Source organism: Paenibacillus endophyticus (assembly GCF_014192395.1).
Classification (GTDB): domain Bacteria; phylum Bacillota; class Bacilli; order Paenibacillales; family Paenibacillaceae; genus Pristimantibacillus; species Pristimantibacillus endophyticus.
On record NZ_JACHXW010000021.1, the window covers coordinates 1 to 21,049 of the forward strand.

The following is a 21,049-nucleotide window of genomic DNA, read 5'->3' on the forward strand; positions in this document are numbered from 1 at the left end:
AATGCCTTGTCGAATTTCTTCCGTTGTCCCATATGAACCCCTCCATGATTTATTATAGAGGTTTTCTTCGTGTCCATCTATTCGGGGCAAGGTCAATCCTTATATAAAATCACTACAAAACGGAGAAATCCACCCTGACCGTAAACCTAATATTCTTCCATGGATTAAGGAGAGCTCGAATGCATTTTTTATAAGAATTAATACGTCTGACGAAGTTCCCTCCTATCTGTTTGATCCGATTGCTTATGCTTCGGGGGTATTCAAAGATGAAGGAGGTATCTACTATGGAGTAGGTAGGAAAATGGATACCATTCAAATTAAGAAAACAAAGACCAAATATGCTAATCCAAGCGAGTTTTTCCGCCAGCCCAAAAATACAGAATACATCCCACTAGGATTTACAGATGAAAGAGAGAGGGATCTAGCTGCTTTGCTTGTTCAAGATCTACGAGACATTGGAATTACATTCGGAACTCATACAGCGCAGCCCTATCCATTCCATATGCTGCGGTCATTGAAAAAGTATATGAACCAAACAGCATATACACAATGGGAAATAGAGCCGGAGTTTTCGGAAGGGAATGAGTAAATGGTGGGCATCATCAAGCAAGAGTTTCAGTTATAGTGAGAAATTATTTAGACATGGGGGAGTTAAATGAATATAAGTCATGCACTCAAGTCACTTGCTCTGAAACGCCCCATCTTCCATAACGAGGCTGATTTCCAGCACGCATTGGCATGGGAGCTTAAAGAGATTTACAACTGTAAAGTTAGGTTAGAACAGAGAATAGATATCGATTCGGGTCGTCGAACCTATTTGGATATCTTGTTGGAGATGGATGGTCGAAGAATTGCGATTGAACTGAAATACAAAATGCGAGCTGTTGAATACACATTTGAGGGAGAATCCTTCTCTCTGTTGAATCAAGGGGCTCAAGATATTGGTCGCTACGATATATTGAAAGACTTGCAACGGCTGGAACGGATGGTTGAACAGAAATGGGTTGACGAAGGATATCTGATCTACCTTACGAATGATTCTTCTTATTTTTTGGACCCGGGAATTGAGAAATTGACAGTTGATCGGGATTTTCGTGTTCATGAAGGACGCCGAATAATGGGGTCGTTGAGTTGGAGTGATAAAACGGGAACAGGCACGATGAAGGGGAGGGAAGAATCGATTGTCATAAACGGATCATATATTATGAGCTGGGGAGCATACAGTCGATTAAACGACTTATCTATGGGAACGATACGTTCTCTTATCATTCCTGTTACGGAAGAAAGTCTAAAGCGTACAAAAGAGGTTGATCCACAACCGAAACCGGAGCTTGTTAATACGTTGGCAGTCAATGAGAACCCAGTTATGATTGAATCAATGTTGCAATTAATCCCGAATATCCCAATCTCTCAAGCCGACGTAAGGGATAAGTTGAATGCTAACCTATTGGCAGCAGGATATAGAACTCAAATAAATCGCGACGTTGGAAAGTCGAAAGTCGATATTTGGACAGAGAATGGGAACGCTCAGTACGCTATAGAAGTTCGTTACAAAACAGCGGAGCTTAACACTATATTCAGTGGTCAGTCAGTCCATTTGAAAAGACATGCGGCACAAGATATTTCTCGTTATGATTTTCTCAAAGATGTTGAAAAGCTAGAAATGGTAGTAGCCCAACGTCCAGGTGCGAAGGGGTATGCTATCCTGTTAACGAATGATCGCAATTATTGGGAGAAGTCAAAAAGGTTATCTTCTGTAGATGAAGACTTTCGAATTCATCAAGGCCGAATCATACATGGACAGCTTAGCTGGAAGAATGCATCCGGCGGTACCATACATAACCGTGAAGAGAAGATCATGATTAATGGTCACTATCGGCTAGATTGGAAGCCTTTCAAAATACTCGGCTCCAAGAAGAATGAGCTCTTTCAAATGTTAATCATTGATGTAAAATAACTAAGGAGTGAATATTATCGAGTCAGAAATGATAATTCAACGTGCCAAAGAGAGTATTGCGAACCGCAGTTATATATCTGGAAAAGAAACGCGTTATTATATCTTAACGATTAATCTGGATAGGCCGAACTATCAGGTGAAAGTACTGGATAATTACGAGGAAATTGCGGCAACTTCAATTGAGAGAGGATTGGGTGCTGCCAAAAAAGAGGGCATCCGCTTGCTGCTTAAGCATCTACCGACAGTGGACTTAGACGAAATGACCATGGTTCATTACAAAGATGACCGACCTAATGGGGTAGTATGGCAAAAGGATAGCTATAAAGTGGTAAAACATTTGTTAGAGATAGAACGCAATAGTACGGCTATTCATTTGAATGCTACATTTTTAGACGACTCCTTAAGAAGATTCGATGCGTACAGGGCAAATCACGAAAAAGAATATCAAGCGAATGAGCGAGGGTTCAAAGATGAAATCGCAGCAGAAATTGGCCAAATTTTTGTCGAGTTGAACACGAAACCGCAATTTGCGATTGATCTATTGATTCTTTTGTTATCCGGCAGTGATGACAGTGGGCGTACCCGAAAGCATTTGCAGCGATTGTTTAAAGGCATTGTCTGGGTAGAAGATTTTCTTGTTTTCTTGCGTCATGCGGAACTGCCTGTCATCTGCAGCTTTATAGGTGAATTATTTGATGAAGGCATTACGGAAGCTATACGAGTTAGCCTCAGCGAGCACTATCAGTCTCTGTTTAATACGGGCAAATTCAATGATACTAAGAAAAAAATTGAAAGTCCCGTCCACCTCTTGGCTATGCTGCTTGCATCATACAGTCCAGATGAGTATGTGTGGTATAAACCTGACAGTTTTGGGCCTTATGTGGATAAGCTCGGCCTTATTGCTCCGCACGATCCTGTGGAGCGGTATACGCTATACAATCAGACGGCCCACTTGGTTCTTGAACGTGCGAGGAAGAACGGCCATAACGTTCAAGACTTAAACGATGCCTACCATGTGGTATATTTGGCTCAACAATTTGCGGAAGAAACAGGAGGCGGATTAATAACTATGACAGCAAGTCAACCGATTAATAAAATTCTATATGGTCCTCCGGGTACAGGGAAAACATACAACGCTATATATGAGGCGTTATCCATTCTGGATCCCTCATTTGATCCTGATTTGCAAGAAAATCCTCTTCGTCGTGACGAGGCGGTAGAACTGTTCAACCGGCATGTGGACAGCAATCATATTACCTTCTGCACCTTTCACCAATCGTTCAGTTATGAGGAGTTTGTGGAAGGAATTCGGTTCAGTGAAGAAAAAAAGCACTACGAGGTTCAGGACGGCGTATTCAAACGGCTATGTAACGCTGCACGGGCAGTTTCGGCGGAACGACGAGAAACCTATGATTTCGACCCTCAAAAAACACAATTTTTCAAAATGTCCCTTGGAAATACGAATAATATTGAAGAAGATGAGGTTTATGACTATTGTATCTCGAACAATGTCATTGCGCTTGGCTGGGGAGATGACGTTGACTTCTCTGACTGTCAAGATAAACAAGATATTCGCGATGAATATGCATCTCAGCTTCCGAATGACAATTCTTATGGGGCAGAATTTGTAGAGCGGTTCAAGCATTGGATGCGGGTCGGTGATATTGTTGTTATATCCCATGGGAATAAAAAAGCCAGAGCGATCGGGAAAATTACGAGTAATTATTTCTATCAATCGGATACTTCGATTTCGTATTATCAGTTTCGTAGTGTTCAATGGCTGTATGAAGATAATGAGGCTATGCTGCCTGTACAAAGTATTTTACGCGAGAAGGTATTCTCTCAGCAAACGATCTATATGCTGAAGAACAGTGAGCTGAACCTCGAAAGCATTCAGGAATTAATTGTCGGAGATCTAGATGATAGCGGCCAGGAACAGCAATATGTATTGATTATCGACGAAATCAATCGCGGAAATATTTCAAAGATTTTTGGCGAATTAATTACCTTAATTGAAGCAGATAAGCGAATGGGCCAGAGAAATGAACTCTCCGTCACGCTGCCTTACTCCGGCGATCGTCTGCGTGTTCCTTCCAATGTCCATATTATTGGGACCATGAATACGGCAGATCGTTCAATTGCTTTGCTCGATACCGCACTCAGGAGACGTTTCGAATTTATGGAAATGCTGCCTGACTACACTTTGCTGCCAACAGACGTGCAAGGGGTGAATATTAGTCTCCTTCTTGAAACGATCAATCAGCGTATCGCATATTTGTATGATCGCGATCATGTGATTGGACATGCTTACTTCGTAATGGACAAACCTGACCTCGAAGACTATACAGCAGTTATGAATAACAAGATCATTCCGCTCCTTCAGGAATATTTCTATGATGATTGGGAACAAATCGAGCTCGTACTAGGCGGAGCAGGTAGCTTTGGCGATACATCCTATTTTCTTAATAAAGAAACGGTGCAAGCGAATCTTTTGTTTGCTAGGGGGAGAACGACGTCACTTGAGCCACACAAGACTAGCTATATCGTCCAGCCGCGGCCGACGTTGAAAGCGTTCAAGCGCGTATATGATCGAATGTCTAACTTGGTGGATTCTGGTATTCAGGTATGAAGCATATCGTCGTAACTGAATGTTTCGACTCCATTCCGATTTCTGATATCATGTCCAAGGGATGTCTGACAGCAGTCGAGGCTGATGAACTCGTTGGTTATGTGCGAAAGCATCGGCTGGATGGGGACAATATCATTGTTTCCCGACAAGAAATTGTTTTCATCAATTACGTAGGGTTTATACAGCTACGTTCTTGTTCAATTGAGATATTGCCAAAGGTCAGTGGAAATGATCCGGTGCAGTCGAGAAGGGTGCTGTTGCGTATGCTGCAGCGCTCTGGTTTTTTGGATATCCACGAAAGTCAAATTAGTCGCCTGACGATCGAGAAGATGAATCTCTTCGAAATTATCGCTTATCTATTTACGTCGAAATTGTCAGTTGAACTGCGTAAAGGACTAGTAAGGTCCTATAGGCGAGAACATGGAGATTTACAGTTGGTTAAAGGAAAGATAGACATCCAGCGCCAGGTTCGACGAGAATCTATGATGCAACCAGGGGTTAGTTGTGTCTACGATGAATTCGAAGTCAACAATCCACTCAATCAAGTTTTAAAGGCTGGATTACAAATCGTCAGATCACGAAGCATGAATTCATCAACAAAAAAGAAAGCGATGAGCAGCCTTACGATCATGGATGAAGTGGATTCAGTTCTAATTGCAATAGAGCAACTAGACCTAATCGGATTTGATCGTACTAATCGCAGGTATCAGCACAGTTTTCAGCTTGCAAAACTTTTGATTAACCGATCCTCTCCGTTATTTTCACAGGGAGGCAGCACTAATAGTTCGATTTTATTCAAAATGAATGAGTTGTTCGAGGCTTACATGGCCTATTTGGTTCGTAAGAACTGGCATGATGTCACGGTACATGACCGAAGCTGCAAGCTGCTGATCAAGGAAGGCTCCGAAAGAGGTGTCTTTCAACTTGAACCGGATATTCTGGTCATTAATCGGCAAGGGAAACAAATCATTATTGATACGAAGTGGAAAATGATTCATTCAGATCGTTCCAGACATGGCGTGAAACGCGAAGATTTCTTCCAAATGTACGCATACTTGACCCGTTATAAAGATGTAAGTGAAGTCGTACTTCTTTATCCCTATCATGAGGGAATAAATGCAAGCGGCGTGCAATTGGAGTCATGGTATTTGGAAGGGGAACCGGGAAAGAAGTTGAAGGTCTATTCTATTCATTATGAGGATGAGCAATCAGCTGAGGAAGAGTTAAAAGGAATGATCGATTCGATCAAAATGTGAGAACATTCTATTATATTTGTTCAGGCGCCTCTAATTGTTAGGGGTGCCTTTATTTGTTTGATGTGCTCGCTAAGAGAAATACGAATAACAGATGGTAATTAAACAATCTGAAAATGATATAGAACATATGTTTTATGACATGGAGTTGTCGAGTGAACATAGTATTATTCTCATATTAACCTGTGAAAGTCTAAAGGAGAAATTAGATGGCTGCGAAAGCGACGGAAAGCAAAGACGCATTATTGGATCAAGAAACGTGGATTGAGATGCTGTATCAATTGTTGAATGATATTGAAATACGTAAAATTGCGACGGTGGTACAACCGAAAATACAAGGTTTTACGACTAAAAATACGGTGAAAGCTCATCCGAAGCTGCTCCGTAAAAAAACGATAGAGCAGCTAAGGCAAAATAAAAACATTATGAATTGGATGAAGAAATGGTACGAGCCGACTGTTTCTAAAGTGAAAGAATCCAATATAGAGTTTGAGCAATTCTGCCATAAGATTAAATTCGGCGAAGGCGTTACACCCGCTGAATCCGTTGCGTTAACGGGTATTTTGTATCCTGAAATGTTCAATGCACATAAAGACAGCATACAGAAAAATTTGTCGGCCTCTAAGCATCCATTAGAAAATTTGAGCATTAAAAAGCTTACACTGAAGAAAGAGCTGCAGGTTAAAGCGCTGGCATGGGAGGATTCTATGTCTGCGGAAAGCTACAGTATGTTGATAGAGAAGCTTCTGCAATCCCTTCCAGTCATCGAAGGCAGCGTCAAAGAATGGATCCAGAAAAAGCAAGCAGTTGAAATGGGTGAATTGGCTTATGTCGCTTCTACTCGAATGGACGAAATAAGCAAGTGGCCTGAAGGTGAAAAGGCAGCTTTTCTACAAATGGCCTTCCATGACAGTCAGAAAGTGCTATGGAAGATGATAGACGATCTTCTCAAAGAAAAGAATGAGCAGGATAAGGAAGATAAGGCAAAGGGGAGAAGGTTAAAAAAGCTTGAGAAGCAGAGTGCAGAAAGAGAAGAATTAGAGGCGGTGCGGAAGGCACAGGCTGTGGAGCAAGAAAAGAAATTGTTGGATAATAACCAGCACTATGAGAGAACAATTGCTGAGCTTCAGGCGGAGATCAACGCCCTCAAACAATGGCAAGCTTTAGAAGAGGAAGCCGCGGCTGCACTTGTTCAGGAAGTGCCTCTTCTGCTCACAGAGAGTGATTTTATACTATTAACCCGTTTTAATCCAGAAGAATTTGCAGGCATGATTCCCATAAATCAGATCTTTTCGGTTGAGAATATTGAACGTTTACATGGCGCACAGCTTATGCCAGGCACTCAATACTTGTTTATCCATTCCGATCGGTTTTCGACAAAAGAACAATTTGAGCTGGATGAGTTCGCTGCAATGTTTCAGATTCCTTACAAATCCGTGAGCGGAGACTTCTCAGCGGTAACGAGGCAGTTAATTTATTATCTAGAAGGAGCTATTTTACATGAAATTAACCCGTGAACTAACTAATGATATTGAGACGCGTCTGAAGAAAGCTGTATTTGTTGGGAGATTAACCACAGATGAAGAACTTACTTATTCAATGCTCGAGCCGGTTAAGGAAGATAATCAGGAATTTATCGTTTTTCATATTAAATGCTTATCGGATATTCCGGATGAACTTGCCCAATATTTTTTATATCAGAACAGAATCTTTCGTGGCAGCACGCGCAGCGCAAATAATATACAGAAGATCAAATGGCAACTGGATCCGAATTTTGACAAGCTGAGGCCAGAAGATCAAAGGAACGTATTGCAGCAGCAGCTTGAAAACAAATTAGTATTGTTCTCCTTGTATGCAAACAACGCGAACCTATTTCTGGACATTATAAAAATAGAAGACACTAAAGACCATGGTTTTGAAGAAAAATATGAAATCATCCCAGGTCCTCAGTTGAATATGAAAGAGCGTAGAGGAGAATTTGAGGATCGAATGAAGCAGGGCCGACCTTTTGTTCTACCGCATCATCCGGATTTATTCCTTTCTTCAAGGCTTGTTTACTTCGATAAGGTTTTGTATAGCCAGTTAAAGCTGAAGACGTCTGGCAATGCTGCGACATACTACCTTCAGGAGCAAGAAGAAGTTCGCTGTATGGAGATTGATTCTGATTTTTTTGACAACATCAAGCTGAGGCATGGCGATCATATTTATGTTGTCGCTTCAACCGTTTACCACAGAATGATAAACAATCTGAGAGCGGAAGGCTTTTCTTTGCAAGAATCGAAGGCTCGGCAAGACGAACGGAATAGAAAGAATTCGCTCGTTAAAACCGCCGTGGCAGCAATTAGCCAGAATGACGAGCAGCCCATTCCGCTTATTGCGAGTGAAGAGACATTTGCCAAGGAGAAATTAACTGAAGTTGCTGAGGCGGCATTTCTGTCTCTTTTAATGGAAAATGCAGGAGCAAAGGGCTTGTATTTCGATCAAACGGATATCGTAAATGTTCATATACCAGCATCAAAACGAACATGCTGACTGTTATCGGCGGCATGTCGGGAACGGGAAAATCGCATCTTGCGCTCCTTTACGGAGAGACACTCGGACTTGAGTACGGGAAACATTTGAAACTGATACCTATTTCACCATCGTATCATGAGCCTGGGGATATATTAGGGTTTATGAATCCGGCTACAGGTATTTATCAAGAGAGTGATGCGGGGCTGACCGGACTCCTTGTAGAAGCAGAATCCAATCCTGAGCAGCTATATATGGTCATATTCGATGAGATGAATCTTGCTCAGGTCGAACACTGGTTCAGTCCGTTCATCTCGCTGCTCGAGCTTGAGAAGAACAAGCGCCTTCTCCAGTTGTATCATCCATCTGTTCAATGCGAATATGCGTATCCGTCCGAGGTTGATATAGGAGATAATATAATCTTTGTTGGTACCGTCAATTTTGATGAGACGACGAAGTCCTTTTCACAGCGCCTTCTTGATCGTGCGAATGTTATAACACCACGGAAATTGAGCTTCAGTGAGGTGTGGAACATGCAGCAAAACCAAGTTTCAGGACGATATGAGACGACACGGATTTCAAAGTCGGTTTTTCGTGAGGTGTGGATGAACAGCTCAGCCGGAGAAATTTCTGATCTGAGGGAGGAAGAGGCAGCGCTTATGGATCTTCTCCATGAAGCACTACAGAAGACCGATAGCCAGCAAGGTATATCCTTTCGTGTCATACGTGCAATCGCTAATTATATAAACAACATACCTTGCTTATTGGATGGTTCGACAGTAATTAGCCGAGGAGACGCATGGGATATTCAATTAAAACAACGTGTTCTTTCAAAACTTTCCGGAATGGAGGCAACGATTGGGACACTTGTAGGCATATTTCACGGTGAAAATTACGAAGAAGGTACTCTGACAGGAATTCTTCAATTTGCTCATAGTCAGCGAATATCGAGTTTTGAGCAGTCAATCGAATTACTGAAGAAAAAGGCGAAAGAGTTGACGACACATGGCTATGCCAACTGAGTCCAACCAGCGCTTCTTGATTTATCTGCTGCATGGAGAGGGAGCTTCATTCGAACGGATTCCCTTGAACAATTATTCGCTGAGTAGAGAACCTTCAGCACCGTTGCGCATTACAGAAAATTACCAGCTTATTGTGGAGTTGAACACTTGTGAGGAAGAGACAGGCGTAATTCTCATATGGGATCAACTTTTCGAACGGGACGAAACATATACAGAACAACCAATCGCCCTCTCGGTAGAATGCAATCGTCATGTCCTTGCTCGTGGTAAAGAAGAATATCCGTGGCGTTGCGGTCTGTACCAATATCGGATTATTTTTATGGGAACTACTTACTACGGGACATTTGAGGTTGTCCCACGAAACTTCACGGGTCGCCAGCTAGAAACGATTCACGATACGTTGAATCATACATTGGAAGGCCTAGTGGAAGACGCTTTGATAACAAAACGGGCCGTGTCAGAATTGGAAGGACTGGAGCAATTTGCTTCATGGAGATATTTAAATTGGTATAGGGGGGCAGAGCACGAGCTTCTTCAGGCTATTAAAGCGATTGAGTTGAATTACGATTCTGAATTAAAAATAACGCATACAGTTGAGGCAACTGAACGAAGACAAACGCTTAAGAGTGTAAGGTGGAGTGCCGCAGGGAACGGTATGAGATATGAGGGGACGAAGTCTTTGAATCGGCGAATGGAGCTCCATTCGGATTCAGAGCCGAACCGTCTTATTAAGCATTGGCTGCGATCCATTCTTGAAACATTGGATCGGGCACTGGCCTATTTGCAGCATGATTACGAAGAACTCGCTCAACAGTATGATCGTATGGAAAACGGGATTGAGTATGATGAGAACAAGCACCAGGCGATGAGTCAGTTGAAAACGGTGGCGAAAAGCTATTTGGATCAATCCTACAATTCCATCTACGGCCGGAAACAAAGCTTAATAAAGACGAGAAGGCAGCTCCTTGCGCTTCAAGACTTTGAGCGGAAATGCCGGTGTGACCAGAGTTTATTAAGAAAGACGCTCTATTCATCGTTTTGGAAAAGCGTCTCCGATCAGGTTCCTCGTCGGATGGCGATCGGTCGGCATCACGCGTATGATATCGTTTTCAGGGTCTGGAAGGGATCGGCCTTGTGGCAGGGGGCGGGCCATGGTCGATCAGAAGAACGGCTTGTTCCCATCGTAAAACCGACAGCGCTGTTGTACGAGTATTATGTTCTTTTTACTACAATTGAGTGCTTGCGACGTCTTGGTTATGAGCCATTAGATGATACAATTGCTGAACAACTGCGGAGAAATTTTCACCTCAGTGGGCTTCAGGAAGGAACTAAGATCACTCTTCGGAAAGAGAAGCGCATAATCGAGTTGACATATGACGGGCTTATTGATAACCATGAACAAGCATCGTTAGAGAAGCAAACGGGCTTCTTTAGCACGGATCTTAATAGGCGGCCAGATATTAGGATGGATTTGTACGAAGCTGGATCATTGGAAAAAAAGCAGTATATGTCATCATTCATTCTAGAAGTGAAGTATCGGCCGATAAGGAATATTTATTCGGACATAGGCTGCACGGAAACGATGTTACAGATGTCCAAATACTTCATGATTCGTCATGTTCATTCACAGAATGGAATTCTAACTTATTCTAGAACTCCGGTTCATAATGTCGTTTGTGTGTATCCTGGCCATGAATCAAGTGAACCTGTAATGGAAACGGGCTGCGGATCGTTTTTGCAGCTATTTCCAGAAGACAATGGAAGTGCGGTAGGTATGGATTTGTTAATGTATATGTTAAACCAGTGGACTGGAAGAAGGGGATAATGTAAGTAATAAGAAATATATGGTTTTGAAGGAAAAAGAATATATTTGACGAATACTAGTAGATATGAACTGTAGACAGACTAGAATTAAGTCTTGAGAATCATATAATTATGAGTCTTAAATACTAATAAACTGTCTTACCATGACGTATATTCCTTCCCGTAGCGAGAAGTGAATATGCGTCTTTCTGTTCGCAACTGCTGTGAAACTATTTGACTAAGGGGACGGTTCGGTAGCTTGCTATCTGGGAAGAAAAAGAATTCTCATCCGTAGAGAGGGAAGCTAAGCGGTTGAATGCCAATTTGGTCCTGAAGCTTTGATTCACGGGCAACACCGACTACAGACTATACTAATGGAGGCTTGAAGACATGCCCAACCCAATCGATATCAATCTCTTATTGCGTCGAGCGTATCATTTGCTTAAGAAGGATATGAGTAAGCCGGAATACGTTCACATCGAGCCACTGGCAGCACAAACATTACAGCGACTGCATCAAGACATTCAAGCGTGGGATGGCTCTGCCGAGATATCGCAATTTTATAAGTATTGGACAGAGTTAGAGGCAAATGCCGTTTCTGCTGAAGGGACTGCTAAAGTATTTAAAGGAAATCTCGAAACGTTTCTGCAAGATTCGGTTACGAGAGAAAAAGTACGTAAATTGCTAATGCTTCGAAAACAGGAAGCTTTGGACTTTCGCGTCATAAATAAAGCTGCTGAAGTCGGACTTATTGCACACCTAGACAGGTGTTCGTTTCCAAGCGGAAGGCCACTGTTTTATGTGCATCGAATGGAGATCATGATCTTCTCTGAATTGTTTACATCTATCGCGGATCGTAAGAAATTAGAGGATACGGCCAGTCTGCTTGGCATCAATGGAAATAATGTTGCTTTCGAGAGGCTACAATTCCAGACTCGTGAAAAGGTGGATGAATTTATTCAGATGGAAGGCTTGATGAACGAGACCAAGTTCGTAAAACGGGGCATCGCGTGGTGGATTATAGATGCAGCAAAGGAGCTTCGAAGGGAATAATCATTTTATTGAATGGAGTTAGTCAAGAAACAGCAAAGAAAAAGCTTGGTTAGTTGATCAACTTTTTCTTTGGCAATTGCGATATGAGAACATTTGTTTTGTGACAGCATGATGTCGTGTGAACCTTGTATAGTTATTTTATCAACAAAGGTTTCAGTGCATAGCGAGCTTTTAGAAGCTGTTACTAACCCCAAAAAAGTACAGGTTCTTTTTACTATAAAAGCAGGATACAGGAAAAGTATAGTCGATTCAACAAGAATATTGTCGTATTAAATGGAAATAGCAGAGGATTAATCGTAACTAATTTAATGTTGGTAGTTCTAAATTTGGAATATATTAGTGTGCGTGATTTTTTTGAAAAGTGGAGGGTAGGCATATTTATGGGGATGAGCAATTCGAACTATAAAATAGAGAAAATTATAGGTAAATTAAATTTCAATAAACATCCTATATTAAATCAGAATTATACAACGAGGTTAGCTTATGTATCATTCTTAGCCGCTGCTTTGCGGTTTGGAAAAAGAAATGAACTTCAGGTTAATGACATATTGACCACCTACATCCATATTTTTGATATTAAGGTCACTGACTTCAATGAACTATTAAATATTGATAATAAACATGGAAGCGATGTTTTTATTCGAATACTTCGGCTATTAGGCTTTACTGATATTTCGGAAAGAAAAATGAAGTTCAATCATTCATATTGCAGTAAATTGCTTTTAGGTGAGATGCTGCTCTTTGATTTAAACGAGTCTGGTGACTTCTTTAATAATATAATAGTTCGGTTGTATGCGGAGTATTTTGAGATTCCAATTATTTTTGTAGAACATATTAAAGCTCTTCTGATCAAGATGGTTTCAAATGAAGACGTTAAAGATCTATTAAAGTTGAAAAAAAATGAGTCTTTTAAATATTTCTTTGATTGTATGAAGGATTATAGGAAGCATGAGGCGACAGATACCATCAATGTTACAGTGATAGCCACGATGAGCTCTGGTAAATCAACATTATTGAATGCATTGATAGGGAAAAAAAAATTTCCTTCGGAAAATAAAGCTTGTACATCGAAGTATTTGGAATTTAAGAATAATCCAAAACTATCAAGAGAATTAGGGTTTGCTTCGGGCGAACATTTAGATAGCAGATGGAACATTTCGTATGATGAAATTAGAAGTTGGAATCGAGATGCTGAAATAGATCGAATTGAGCTTGAGGGTATGATGAACTCTTATTCAATGTTAAAGAAAGCCAAGATTTCCTTCATTGATACTCCCGGAACGAATAACTCCAGGGATAATCAGCATGGTGTTATAACACGAAAAATACTTCACCAAAGGAATAGCAATGTAATATTGTATATACTTAACGCAACTAATCTCGCTGCAGATGATGATAGTCAGCTGTTAAAAGAAGTCGTTAAAGAATTAGGAAATCAACAAATCATATTTTTGCTAAATAAAACGGATCAAATGGATTTGGATGCAGATGACGATATCACTGATTCCTTAAGAATAGCACGTGCTTATGTTATGGAACATGGAGTAATTTCACCAACAATTATCCCTATATCTACGTACGCAGCTGGTTTGTTTAGATATATTCTCGACGGAGGGTCTCTAACGAATAGAGAAAAAAGAGATGCTCTTGCATTATTTCGATTATTTCAGTCCCCTAAGTACGATATGAATAGATATATCGATAAAAGTTTAATTAAGTCTTTGCCGCAGTCCGCGATTAATGTAAGATCCCATAAAAATATACAGATAGACTCTGAATTATTAAGTTCAAAAGTCATATATGAAGCAATGAAAAAAACTGGCATTCATATTTTAGAGCGATTATTACTGCAAATATCAAGTATATCTCAAATTGGAAGGTGATTCTCATGACAGAAGTTTTTATCCGCTATAATCCTTATAAAGTTGAAACAACGATACTCTATGATAATGAGGAAATTAATCAAGACAGTCAATTAGCTAAGTATAAAAACGAGAGATTGCAGGTATGGCTGGATCAGCTTATTGATATATTAATAGACGAACTTAACGAGTCAGAGTTCAAATTATTATTTCAGGGAACCCTCCCCGATTATGATGATGTTTCTGAAGAATGTTTGAAATATAATCAAAGTAAGAGGGCTAAGATTCAACTAGTTCATATCCCTGCTGAAGGGAAAGAAGATAAAATAAGTGAGCTAACCCAATTAGTCGATGAAATGCAACGCGGACCATTCGAGGAACTTCGCAGTGATGGAATTAGAAAGAATTTTGAAAAAGCCTTGAGTTCTGATTTTGAGATCGCTGTTATTGCAACAATGAGTTCGGGAAAATCAACATTGATTAATTCCTTATTAGGGAAAGAATTGATGCCTTCTAAGCATGCAGCTTGCACAGCTACTATTGCAAGCATTAGAAATGTTCCGGGACGGGATGAATTTACTGGACGCTGCTACGATAAAGAGGGTTTGGAAATTGAGCCACTCCAGCCGTTAGATGGCGAAAGAATGAAGGAATTTAATAAAAACGAAGAAGTTTCACATATTGAGATTGAAGGAAGTATTCCTTACATCTCTTCAAAGCGTATGAATCTCATCTTAGTAGATACACCAGGACCAAATAATTCAAGAAACAGTGCCCACAAAGATCATACATATAGAGTGCTGAAAAATGAATCGAAACCAGTCGTTCTTTATGTATTAAACTCAACACAACTGAGTACAGATGATGATAATAATTTACTATCAATAGTCGCTGAGCAAATGAAAAGTGGAGGTAAGCAATCGAAGGACCGTTTTATCTTTGCAGTAAATAAAATCGATCTCTTCGATCCTGAAGAAGAAACCATTGATGATACGTTGAAAGATGTCAGAGATTATTTGCAGGATAAAGGAATTAATAACCCAAATATCTTTCCAGTCTCTGCTGAGATTGCAAAAGTAATTAGAATGCACCAAAACGGAGAAGGACTTACTCCGAGAAAAATACAGACTTTGGAAGCTCATAAATATTTTATTAAAGAACCACAGCTTCATCTCGTGAAATATGCACCTTTAAGTTATTCGAAAAAACAGAGTCTCGTAAATAATATTGAAAAAGCCAGGAGAGAGAATGATTCGTACGCTGAGGCCTTGATACATTCTGGAATCCCAGCCATTGAAGAAGCAATAAACGAATATTTGGACAAGTATGCCGTGACGGCAAAAATAACAGCTGCCGTAAATTCTTTTAAGGATGTTGTAGAAGGAAAGAAAATGGAACAGAAGTTGCAAAACGAAATGTCCGACAATGAGGAACTGAGAAAAAATATTAATTTACAAATGAAACGTATCCAGGAGGAAATCTCCAAGGGACAAAAAGCAAGTGCTTTCAAAGAGCGAATAAACAGGAAAAAGTATGATGTGCGATCTGTAATGAGACGTGTTGAAGGTAAGGTTCATACGAAGATCGATGATTTTGCCGCTGTTTTTAATAACGAAGGAAGTATTGAAGAAAGTAAAGCGAAAAAAATTATTGCGAAACTTAAAGAAGACATATCTTCCTTGCAAAGTGATATTAAAACTGACTTAGAGCTAATTATTCTAGCTACAATGCAAAATGATGCTGAGCAGTTATTAGATGAATATCGCAGTTATGTTAAGGATTTAATCGAAATCAGCGGAAATGGCATCAAAAAAGATGAGTTTCAAATATTTGCGGCGGATTTACCTGCCGCTGAATCATTAGTGGACAATTTGAAATATTCAAAAAAGGTTGCTGATGGGGAAAAATGGGTGAAAACTTCGTCTTGGTGGAATCCGTTCTCGTGGGGTGACGGTTATTACGAAACCACATACACAACAAAGACCTTTGTAGATGTTAATAAAATTGCTGAAGAGGTTATTAATCCAACAAAAAAAGACTTGCTCGATAATGTTAATAAAGCTCAAAAATTCCTTGATAATGAAGTGCTTAAGCTTAAAACGTTTTTTAACGCCGAGATTGATCGTTTAGAGAACCTACTCTTGTTAAAAGTCAACGAAATAGAAAAACTGTCGGGTGATAATGAAATCCTATCATCAAAAATAAATGAAGATCTTGAAAAAAGAAAATGGCTTCAGGATTTTGTTATACGTTTAGATCGAATAATAGAGATATAAGAAAGGGCGTGAATTGTAGGATGTTTCAACCACAAAATTTCTTGCTGGAAGCAGTGAGCAAAAACGATATTGAACAGGTGAGAGTTGCTCTTAGCACGTATCTTTCAAAGAATCCAACAAATGAGCAAAATGAAGTCATCCATGCAGCGGAGTATTCTGAGAGTCGATTGTCTGAACAGCTTTGGGTACAACATGACGACATGTTTATTGAAAAGGATTCAATGAAGTGGACAACAGATTATCTAGGGCAATTGAAAAGCGACTTGAGATATAATTTTTCTAAGGAAAGATTTATGTTTATTATTGAAGTGGGGAAAAAAGTTAGACCATATAAAGGGAAAATAAGTCCCTCTCAGACATTTGAACAACCATTGCGAAGTACGGCTCCGCATTCAACTCCTAAGCCAACCGTATCAAGGCAAGATCCGATACCTGAGCAAGTAGTTGATACGGGAAAGTCGAACACAAAATGGCTAGTGATAGCGGGACTGGGAGGGCTAGTGATACTAGCGATAGCTATAATATTGATAACTCAAAATCAAAAGTAGAAACTACCGAACAGAATAATATATTGAAAGTCGAACAGGAAATAGAAAGTGAAAGCGAAGTTGGGGGGATTAGCAATACCGGTGGTAACAACAACGCTGATAATTCAATACCAAAGGTTGAAAAGATTCATAATAATGCGTCATATGTACAAAAGAAGGTTTCCGAGCTTTCTAGTAATGTCCAATTTGAAAAGACTGAAGGCATAAAGGATAAAATTCAAAAGCATATTAATAAGAATCCTTTTATACGCGATTACAATGGTCAAAAGAAAAAATCAAGACGTACTCTAAAGTAGAAGGGGAATCGAATGAACAATATATCCGATATGGTTGAAATAGACGGAAGAGATTTCAAAGATCTAGATGAAGCTTTCGAAGCATCTATTGATTTCGTGCAAAAGAATTATTTAAATGAGCTTTCTCTTCGCAACGTTGTTCCTATTCCTAAGCATATCAATGAACTTTCCACAAGGAACAACATCCGATTATTCCGAATGAACAAATTGGTTTTTGACAAAAATGAGAATAATCTGGATAAGCTAATGAGTATATATAATACTCTCGGGAATGTTAATGGTTCTCTTGTCATGATTATTAATAGTGATGGGAACCGTACTGATTTATATTTGGGTACTCGTACTAATTCAAAAGAGCAAGATGTAAACTCTTCGAAAGAAGCGTTAAGGAAGAGTTTCGAAGGAAACTTCCCAGGAAGTGACATTGAAAATTTAACTAATACAGAAATTGAAAAAGTGATATCCTCCGTATTTACATCAGAACTATCGCAAAATGAAAAAAGTGTTTCATCTGTTTCAGGAGTGCCGTCACTTAAAGATCAAGATAAAACTAAATTTGTTCAGGGTTTAGAGAAACTCGTAGAAGCTATGAAAGGGGAGGAATTCTCTGCCATATTTATAGCGGATCCGGTTTCGTATAAAAATATTGAAGAAATAAAACTCGGTTACGAAAATCTGTATTCACAATTAGTGCCATTTGCTAAGTGTGATTTGAGCTTCAATTCCAGTGACAGTCTTGCAATTACAGAAGGAATTAGCAAGGGAGTAACTGAAACAATTAACGAGAGTCTAACAAAAACTCAAAGTTATACCCAAGGATCATCTGAAACCGAAAGTCATAGTAAAACCCATTCTAAAACAACGAATATAGGAGCTGCACTCGCTGGAGTGGGAGCAGCAGGAGGTTTCTTGGTGGGTGGTCCAGTTGGGGCTATCTTAGTAGGGGGGGGCGCTGGTGCGGTTGGTTCATTAATAGGTAGCTCCACAGATGGATCAACACAAAGTCATTCGAATACAACAAATCAGTCGAAAACTGACGGTGAGTCAGAGACGCGTGGAAGGTCTGACTCAACTTCTTCACAAGAAAGTAATTCGGAGACACAAACCATTGGTAACTCAAGAAACTTGCAGATACAATTTGAGAACAAAACCGTAACTAATCTGTTGCAAAAGATTGAAGAACAATTAGTTCGTTTAAAAAGTTCTGAGGATTTTGGCATGTGGAGCTGTGCATGTTACTTTATTGCACCTAGTGTACAAACTTCACGAGTGGCTGCTAGTACATTCAAAGCAATAATGCGTGGAGAAAACTCTGCAATTGAAAATTCATTTATCAATACATGGGACAATAATAATAAAGTTAATTTGTTAGAAGTCGGAAAGTACTTAAAGAAATTAAATCATCCATTAATTGAAATGGAAGTAATTATGGGTCTGAATTTGCCACATGTTTCTCCGGGATCATTAATTAATGGAAAAGAACTTGCCATTCAGTTGGGGTTACCTCAGAAATCGATTAGCGGGCTTCCGGTAATAGAAACAGCAGAATTCGGAAGAGATGTTGTCACATATGATGAAGTATTAGAATCAAGAGCTTCCATTAAACTAGGTAACGTTTTTCACATGGGTAAGTCGGAAAACACAAGTGTGGAAATTGATATTAAGAGTTTGGCTATGCATACGTTTATTACAGGTTCGACTGGTTCGGGTAAATCAAATACTATTTATCAGATGCTGAATGAGCTAATTAGAAAAAATATTCATTTCCTTGTTATAGAACCGGCAAAGGGAGAATATAAAAACATATTTGGTGGCCGAAAAGATGTACATGTGTTTGGCACTAATTTAAATTATACAGATTTGCTTCAAATAAATCCTTTCCGTTTCCCTAATCAAGTACATGTACTTGAACATATAGATCGAATCATTGAAATATTTAATGCATGTTGGTCGATGTACGCGGCAATGCCGGCAGTTTTGAAAGAAGCAATTGAGAGAACGTACGTTTCAATTGGTTGGGATATTGAAGAGTCTTTTTATATTGGTGAAGATATTCGATATCCTACATTTCATGATTTACTAAATATCCTTCCGGTTGTTATTAAAGAATCTGCCTATTCAGAAGAAGTAAAAAGCAATTACATTGGTGCACTTGTTACTAGGGTTAAATCTTTGACAAATGGATTGTTTGGTAAGATATTCACCGATGATGAAATCGAGAATGAAATCCTATTTGATAAAAATTGCATAATTGATTTGAGTCGAGTCGGCTCCATTGAGACTAAATCACTTATTATGGGGATCCTTTTTACGAGACTTCAAGAGTATCGAATGTCCAGTGATAATAACTTAAACATTGATTTGAAACATGTAACTGTTCTCGAAGAGGCACATCATTTATTACGTAGAGTATCTTCTGAGCAGAGTCAAGAAGGGTCTAATTTGCAAGGTAAATCAGTTGAAATGATTGCAAATGCAATTGCTGAAATGAGAACCTATGGAGAAGGATTCATTATAGCTGACCAAGCTCCTAATTTATTGGATCGATCAGTAATTCGGAATACAAACACGAAAATCATTTTAAGGTTACCAGATGAATTAGATCGATCAGAAGTAGGGAAAACAGCTAATTTAAATGAAAATCAAATAAATGAGCTTCCTAAGCTGCGCACAGGTGTTGCTGCAATATACCAAAATAATTGGTTACAGCCTGTACTATGCGAAGTCAATAATTTCACAAACTATCAGCGATACAATTTTGAAAGTAAGGCAAGAACAAAGTTGATGCCTGAAAATAAAGTCATGTTGAGTAAGTTATTAGAATTATTGCTAATGGATAGAGTTTCCGAGAACAGCAGGAATAAGTTAAGCTCGTTTGAATCGGATCATTTGAAGAAATGGCTTTTAGGTGCTCCAATAAGTCATTCCATTAAACAACCGATCATTCAGGACTTAAATTATTTTGACTCGAATTCTAAAATGCAGCTATGGGAACAAAAAAACTTTGTTGAGCTATCGAAAATCGTTTCTGCTTTGCTTCCTCAAAGTATGGGATTAATTCAATACGCTAAAAATGCTATGAATTTAGAAGAGTGGAACAAAAGATATACAGAAGGTATTAGGAAATATATTACATTCGCATTTCGGGAAGAATACGAGTTTGCCCTTATGCAATGTTTGCTTCAGGATAAAGCACAAGAGGACGAGGGTTTTAGAGATTTCTATTATTTATGGGTTGAAGAGTCTAAGAAAGGGGAGGCTAACGTATGCTAGAAACTCTTTCGCCCATTAGTGGGAACTTTGATTTAATGAGAGAAGGGATAAACAAAGTTTCTTCTGATGTTCCTAATTTCGCAAAAGATTTGAAGTCAGACACCATTTCGAATTTTGACGAGGCAAATGAACCACTGTATATAAAAACTAGAAATGAGAGTTTGGCTGGTGGAAACCATCCTGAAACAAATGTATGTTTTCAGGAAAAAACCATTCAGACTACTGATGGTACATTTTCTGGCGTTTTCCCCGAATTTCCAGTTGAGTACGAAATGAAATTAGATGAATCGTTATATTTGGAGTCAGATGCTAAACAATTTAAAGCAGCTACACAATCATTACAAGAAGAGGTTAATAATAATCCAGATTCGAAAGCGAAATTTAATGATAGACAAATTGAGCAAATCAATTATGGAAAGGTTCCCGAAGGATATGTTTGGCATCACAGTGAGGAGCCTGGGGTTATGCAACTTGTTGATCGTTCCCTTCATGAAAGCACTGCACACACTGGTGGAAGGTCTATATGGGGTGGCGGATCAGAAAATAGATAAATTCTTGGGAGGTTT

At 39.3% G+C, this 21,049-nt stretch carries 15 protein-coding genes; all 15 read left to right on the forward strand.

Annotation, left to right across the window (positions count from 1 at the left end; translation table 11 throughout):
* Positions 1 to 103 precede the first annotated feature (103 nt).
* The 15 genes from FHS16_RS25135 (at position 104) to FHS16_RS25205 (ending at position 21,034) form a co-directional block, all read left to right on the forward strand.
* Positions 104 to 589 carry an RNaseH domain-containing protein gene (locus tag FHS16_RS25135; RefSeq protein WP_376769704.1) on the forward strand — a complete coding sequence of 162 codons (486 nt, stop codon included), beginning with the start codon at positions 104 to 106 and terminating at the stop codon, positions 587 to 589.
* Positions 590 to 655: 66 nt separating this feature from the next.
* The gene (locus FHS16_RS25140; protein ID WP_183569345.1) at positions 656 to 1,957 is read left to right on the forward strand and encodes a hypothetical protein; all 1,302 of its coding nucleotides are present in this window, start codon (positions 656 to 658) and stop codon (positions 1,955 to 1,957) included.
* Between the two features lie 28 nt (positions 1,958 to 1,985).
* Entirely contained in the window at positions 1,986 to 4,586 is a 2,601-nt protein-coding gene (locus FHS16_RS25145) for a DUF8426 domain-containing protein (RefSeq protein ID WP_183569347.1), read from the forward strand.
* Complete coding sequence (locus FHS16_RS25150) at positions 4,583 to 5,842, forward strand: McrC family protein (RefSeq protein ID WP_183569349.1); 1,260 nt, start codon at positions 4,583 to 4,585, stop codon at positions 5,840 to 5,842. The genes FHS16_RS25145 and FHS16_RS25150 overlap by 4 nt, the downstream gene beginning before the upstream one ends.
* A 206-nt stretch (positions 5,843 to 6,048) precedes the next feature.
* On the forward strand, positions 6,049 to 7,356 hold the full coding sequence (locus FHS16_RS25155) for a hypothetical protein (protein ID WP_183569351.1): 1,308 nt from the start codon (positions 6,049 to 6,051) through the stop codon (positions 7,354 to 7,356).
* Complete coding sequence (locus tag FHS16_RS25160) at positions 7,340 to 8,371, forward strand: hypothetical protein (protein WP_183569353.1); 1,032 nt, start codon at positions 7,340 to 7,342, stop codon at positions 8,369 to 8,371. The genes FHS16_RS25155 and FHS16_RS25160 overlap by 17 nt, the downstream gene beginning before the upstream one ends.
* 143 nt (positions 8,372 to 8,514) lie before the next feature.
* Entirely contained in the window at positions 8,515 to 9,372 is an 858-nt protein-coding gene (locus FHS16_RS25165) for a DUF8727 domain-containing protein (protein WP_183569355.1), read from the forward strand.
* A complete protein-coding gene (locus FHS16_RS25170) occupies positions 9,356 to 11,197 on the forward strand; it encodes a hypothetical protein (protein WP_183569357.1) in 1,842 nt (613 codons plus the stop codon). The genes FHS16_RS25165 and FHS16_RS25170 overlap by 17 nt, the downstream gene beginning before the upstream one ends.
* A 368-nt stretch (positions 11,198 to 11,565) precedes the next feature.
* Complete coding sequence (locus tag FHS16_RS25175; RefSeq protein WP_183569359.1) at positions 11,566 to 12,228, forward strand: hypothetical protein; 663 nt, start codon at positions 11,566 to 11,568, stop codon at positions 12,226 to 12,228.
* Between the two features lie 380 nt (positions 12,229 to 12,608).
* Positions 12,609 to 14,111 (forward strand): dynamin family protein, encoded by a 1,503-nt coding sequence (locus tag FHS16_RS25180; protein ID WP_183569361.1) that lies wholly within the window; start codon positions 12,609 to 12,611, stop codon positions 14,109 to 14,111.
* A 5-nt stretch (positions 14,112 to 14,116) separates the two neighbouring features.
* A complete protein-coding gene (locus FHS16_RS25185; RefSeq protein WP_183569363.1) occupies positions 14,117 to 16,366 on the forward strand; it encodes a dynamin family protein in 2,250 nt (749 codons plus the stop codon).
* Positions 16,367 to 16,386: 20 nt separating this feature from the next.
* Complete coding sequence (locus tag FHS16_RS25190) at positions 16,387 to 16,914, forward strand: hypothetical protein (RefSeq protein WP_183569365.1); 528 nt, start codon at positions 16,387 to 16,389, stop codon at positions 16,912 to 16,914.
* Positions 16,915 to 16,937: 23 nt separating this feature from the next.
* Positions 16,938 to 17,210 (forward strand): hypothetical protein, encoded by a 273-nt coding sequence (locus FHS16_RS25195; RefSeq protein ID WP_183569367.1) that lies wholly within the window; start codon positions 16,938 to 16,940, stop codon positions 17,208 to 17,210.
* 12 nt (positions 17,211 to 17,222) lie between these two features.
* Positions 17,223 to 20,483 carry an ATP-binding protein gene (locus FHS16_RS25200; RefSeq protein ID WP_246431954.1) on the forward strand — a complete coding sequence of 1,087 codons (3,261 nt, stop codon included), beginning with the start codon at positions 17,223 to 17,225 and terminating at the stop codon, positions 20,481 to 20,483.
* Positions 20,477 to 21,034 carry an HNH endonuclease gene (locus tag FHS16_RS25205; RefSeq protein WP_183569369.1) on the forward strand — a complete coding sequence of 186 codons (558 nt, stop codon included), beginning with the start codon at positions 20,477 to 20,479 and terminating at the stop codon, positions 21,032 to 21,034. The genes FHS16_RS25200 and FHS16_RS25205 overlap by 7 nt, the downstream gene beginning before the upstream one ends.
* Positions 21,035 to 21,049 lie beyond the last annotated feature (15 nt).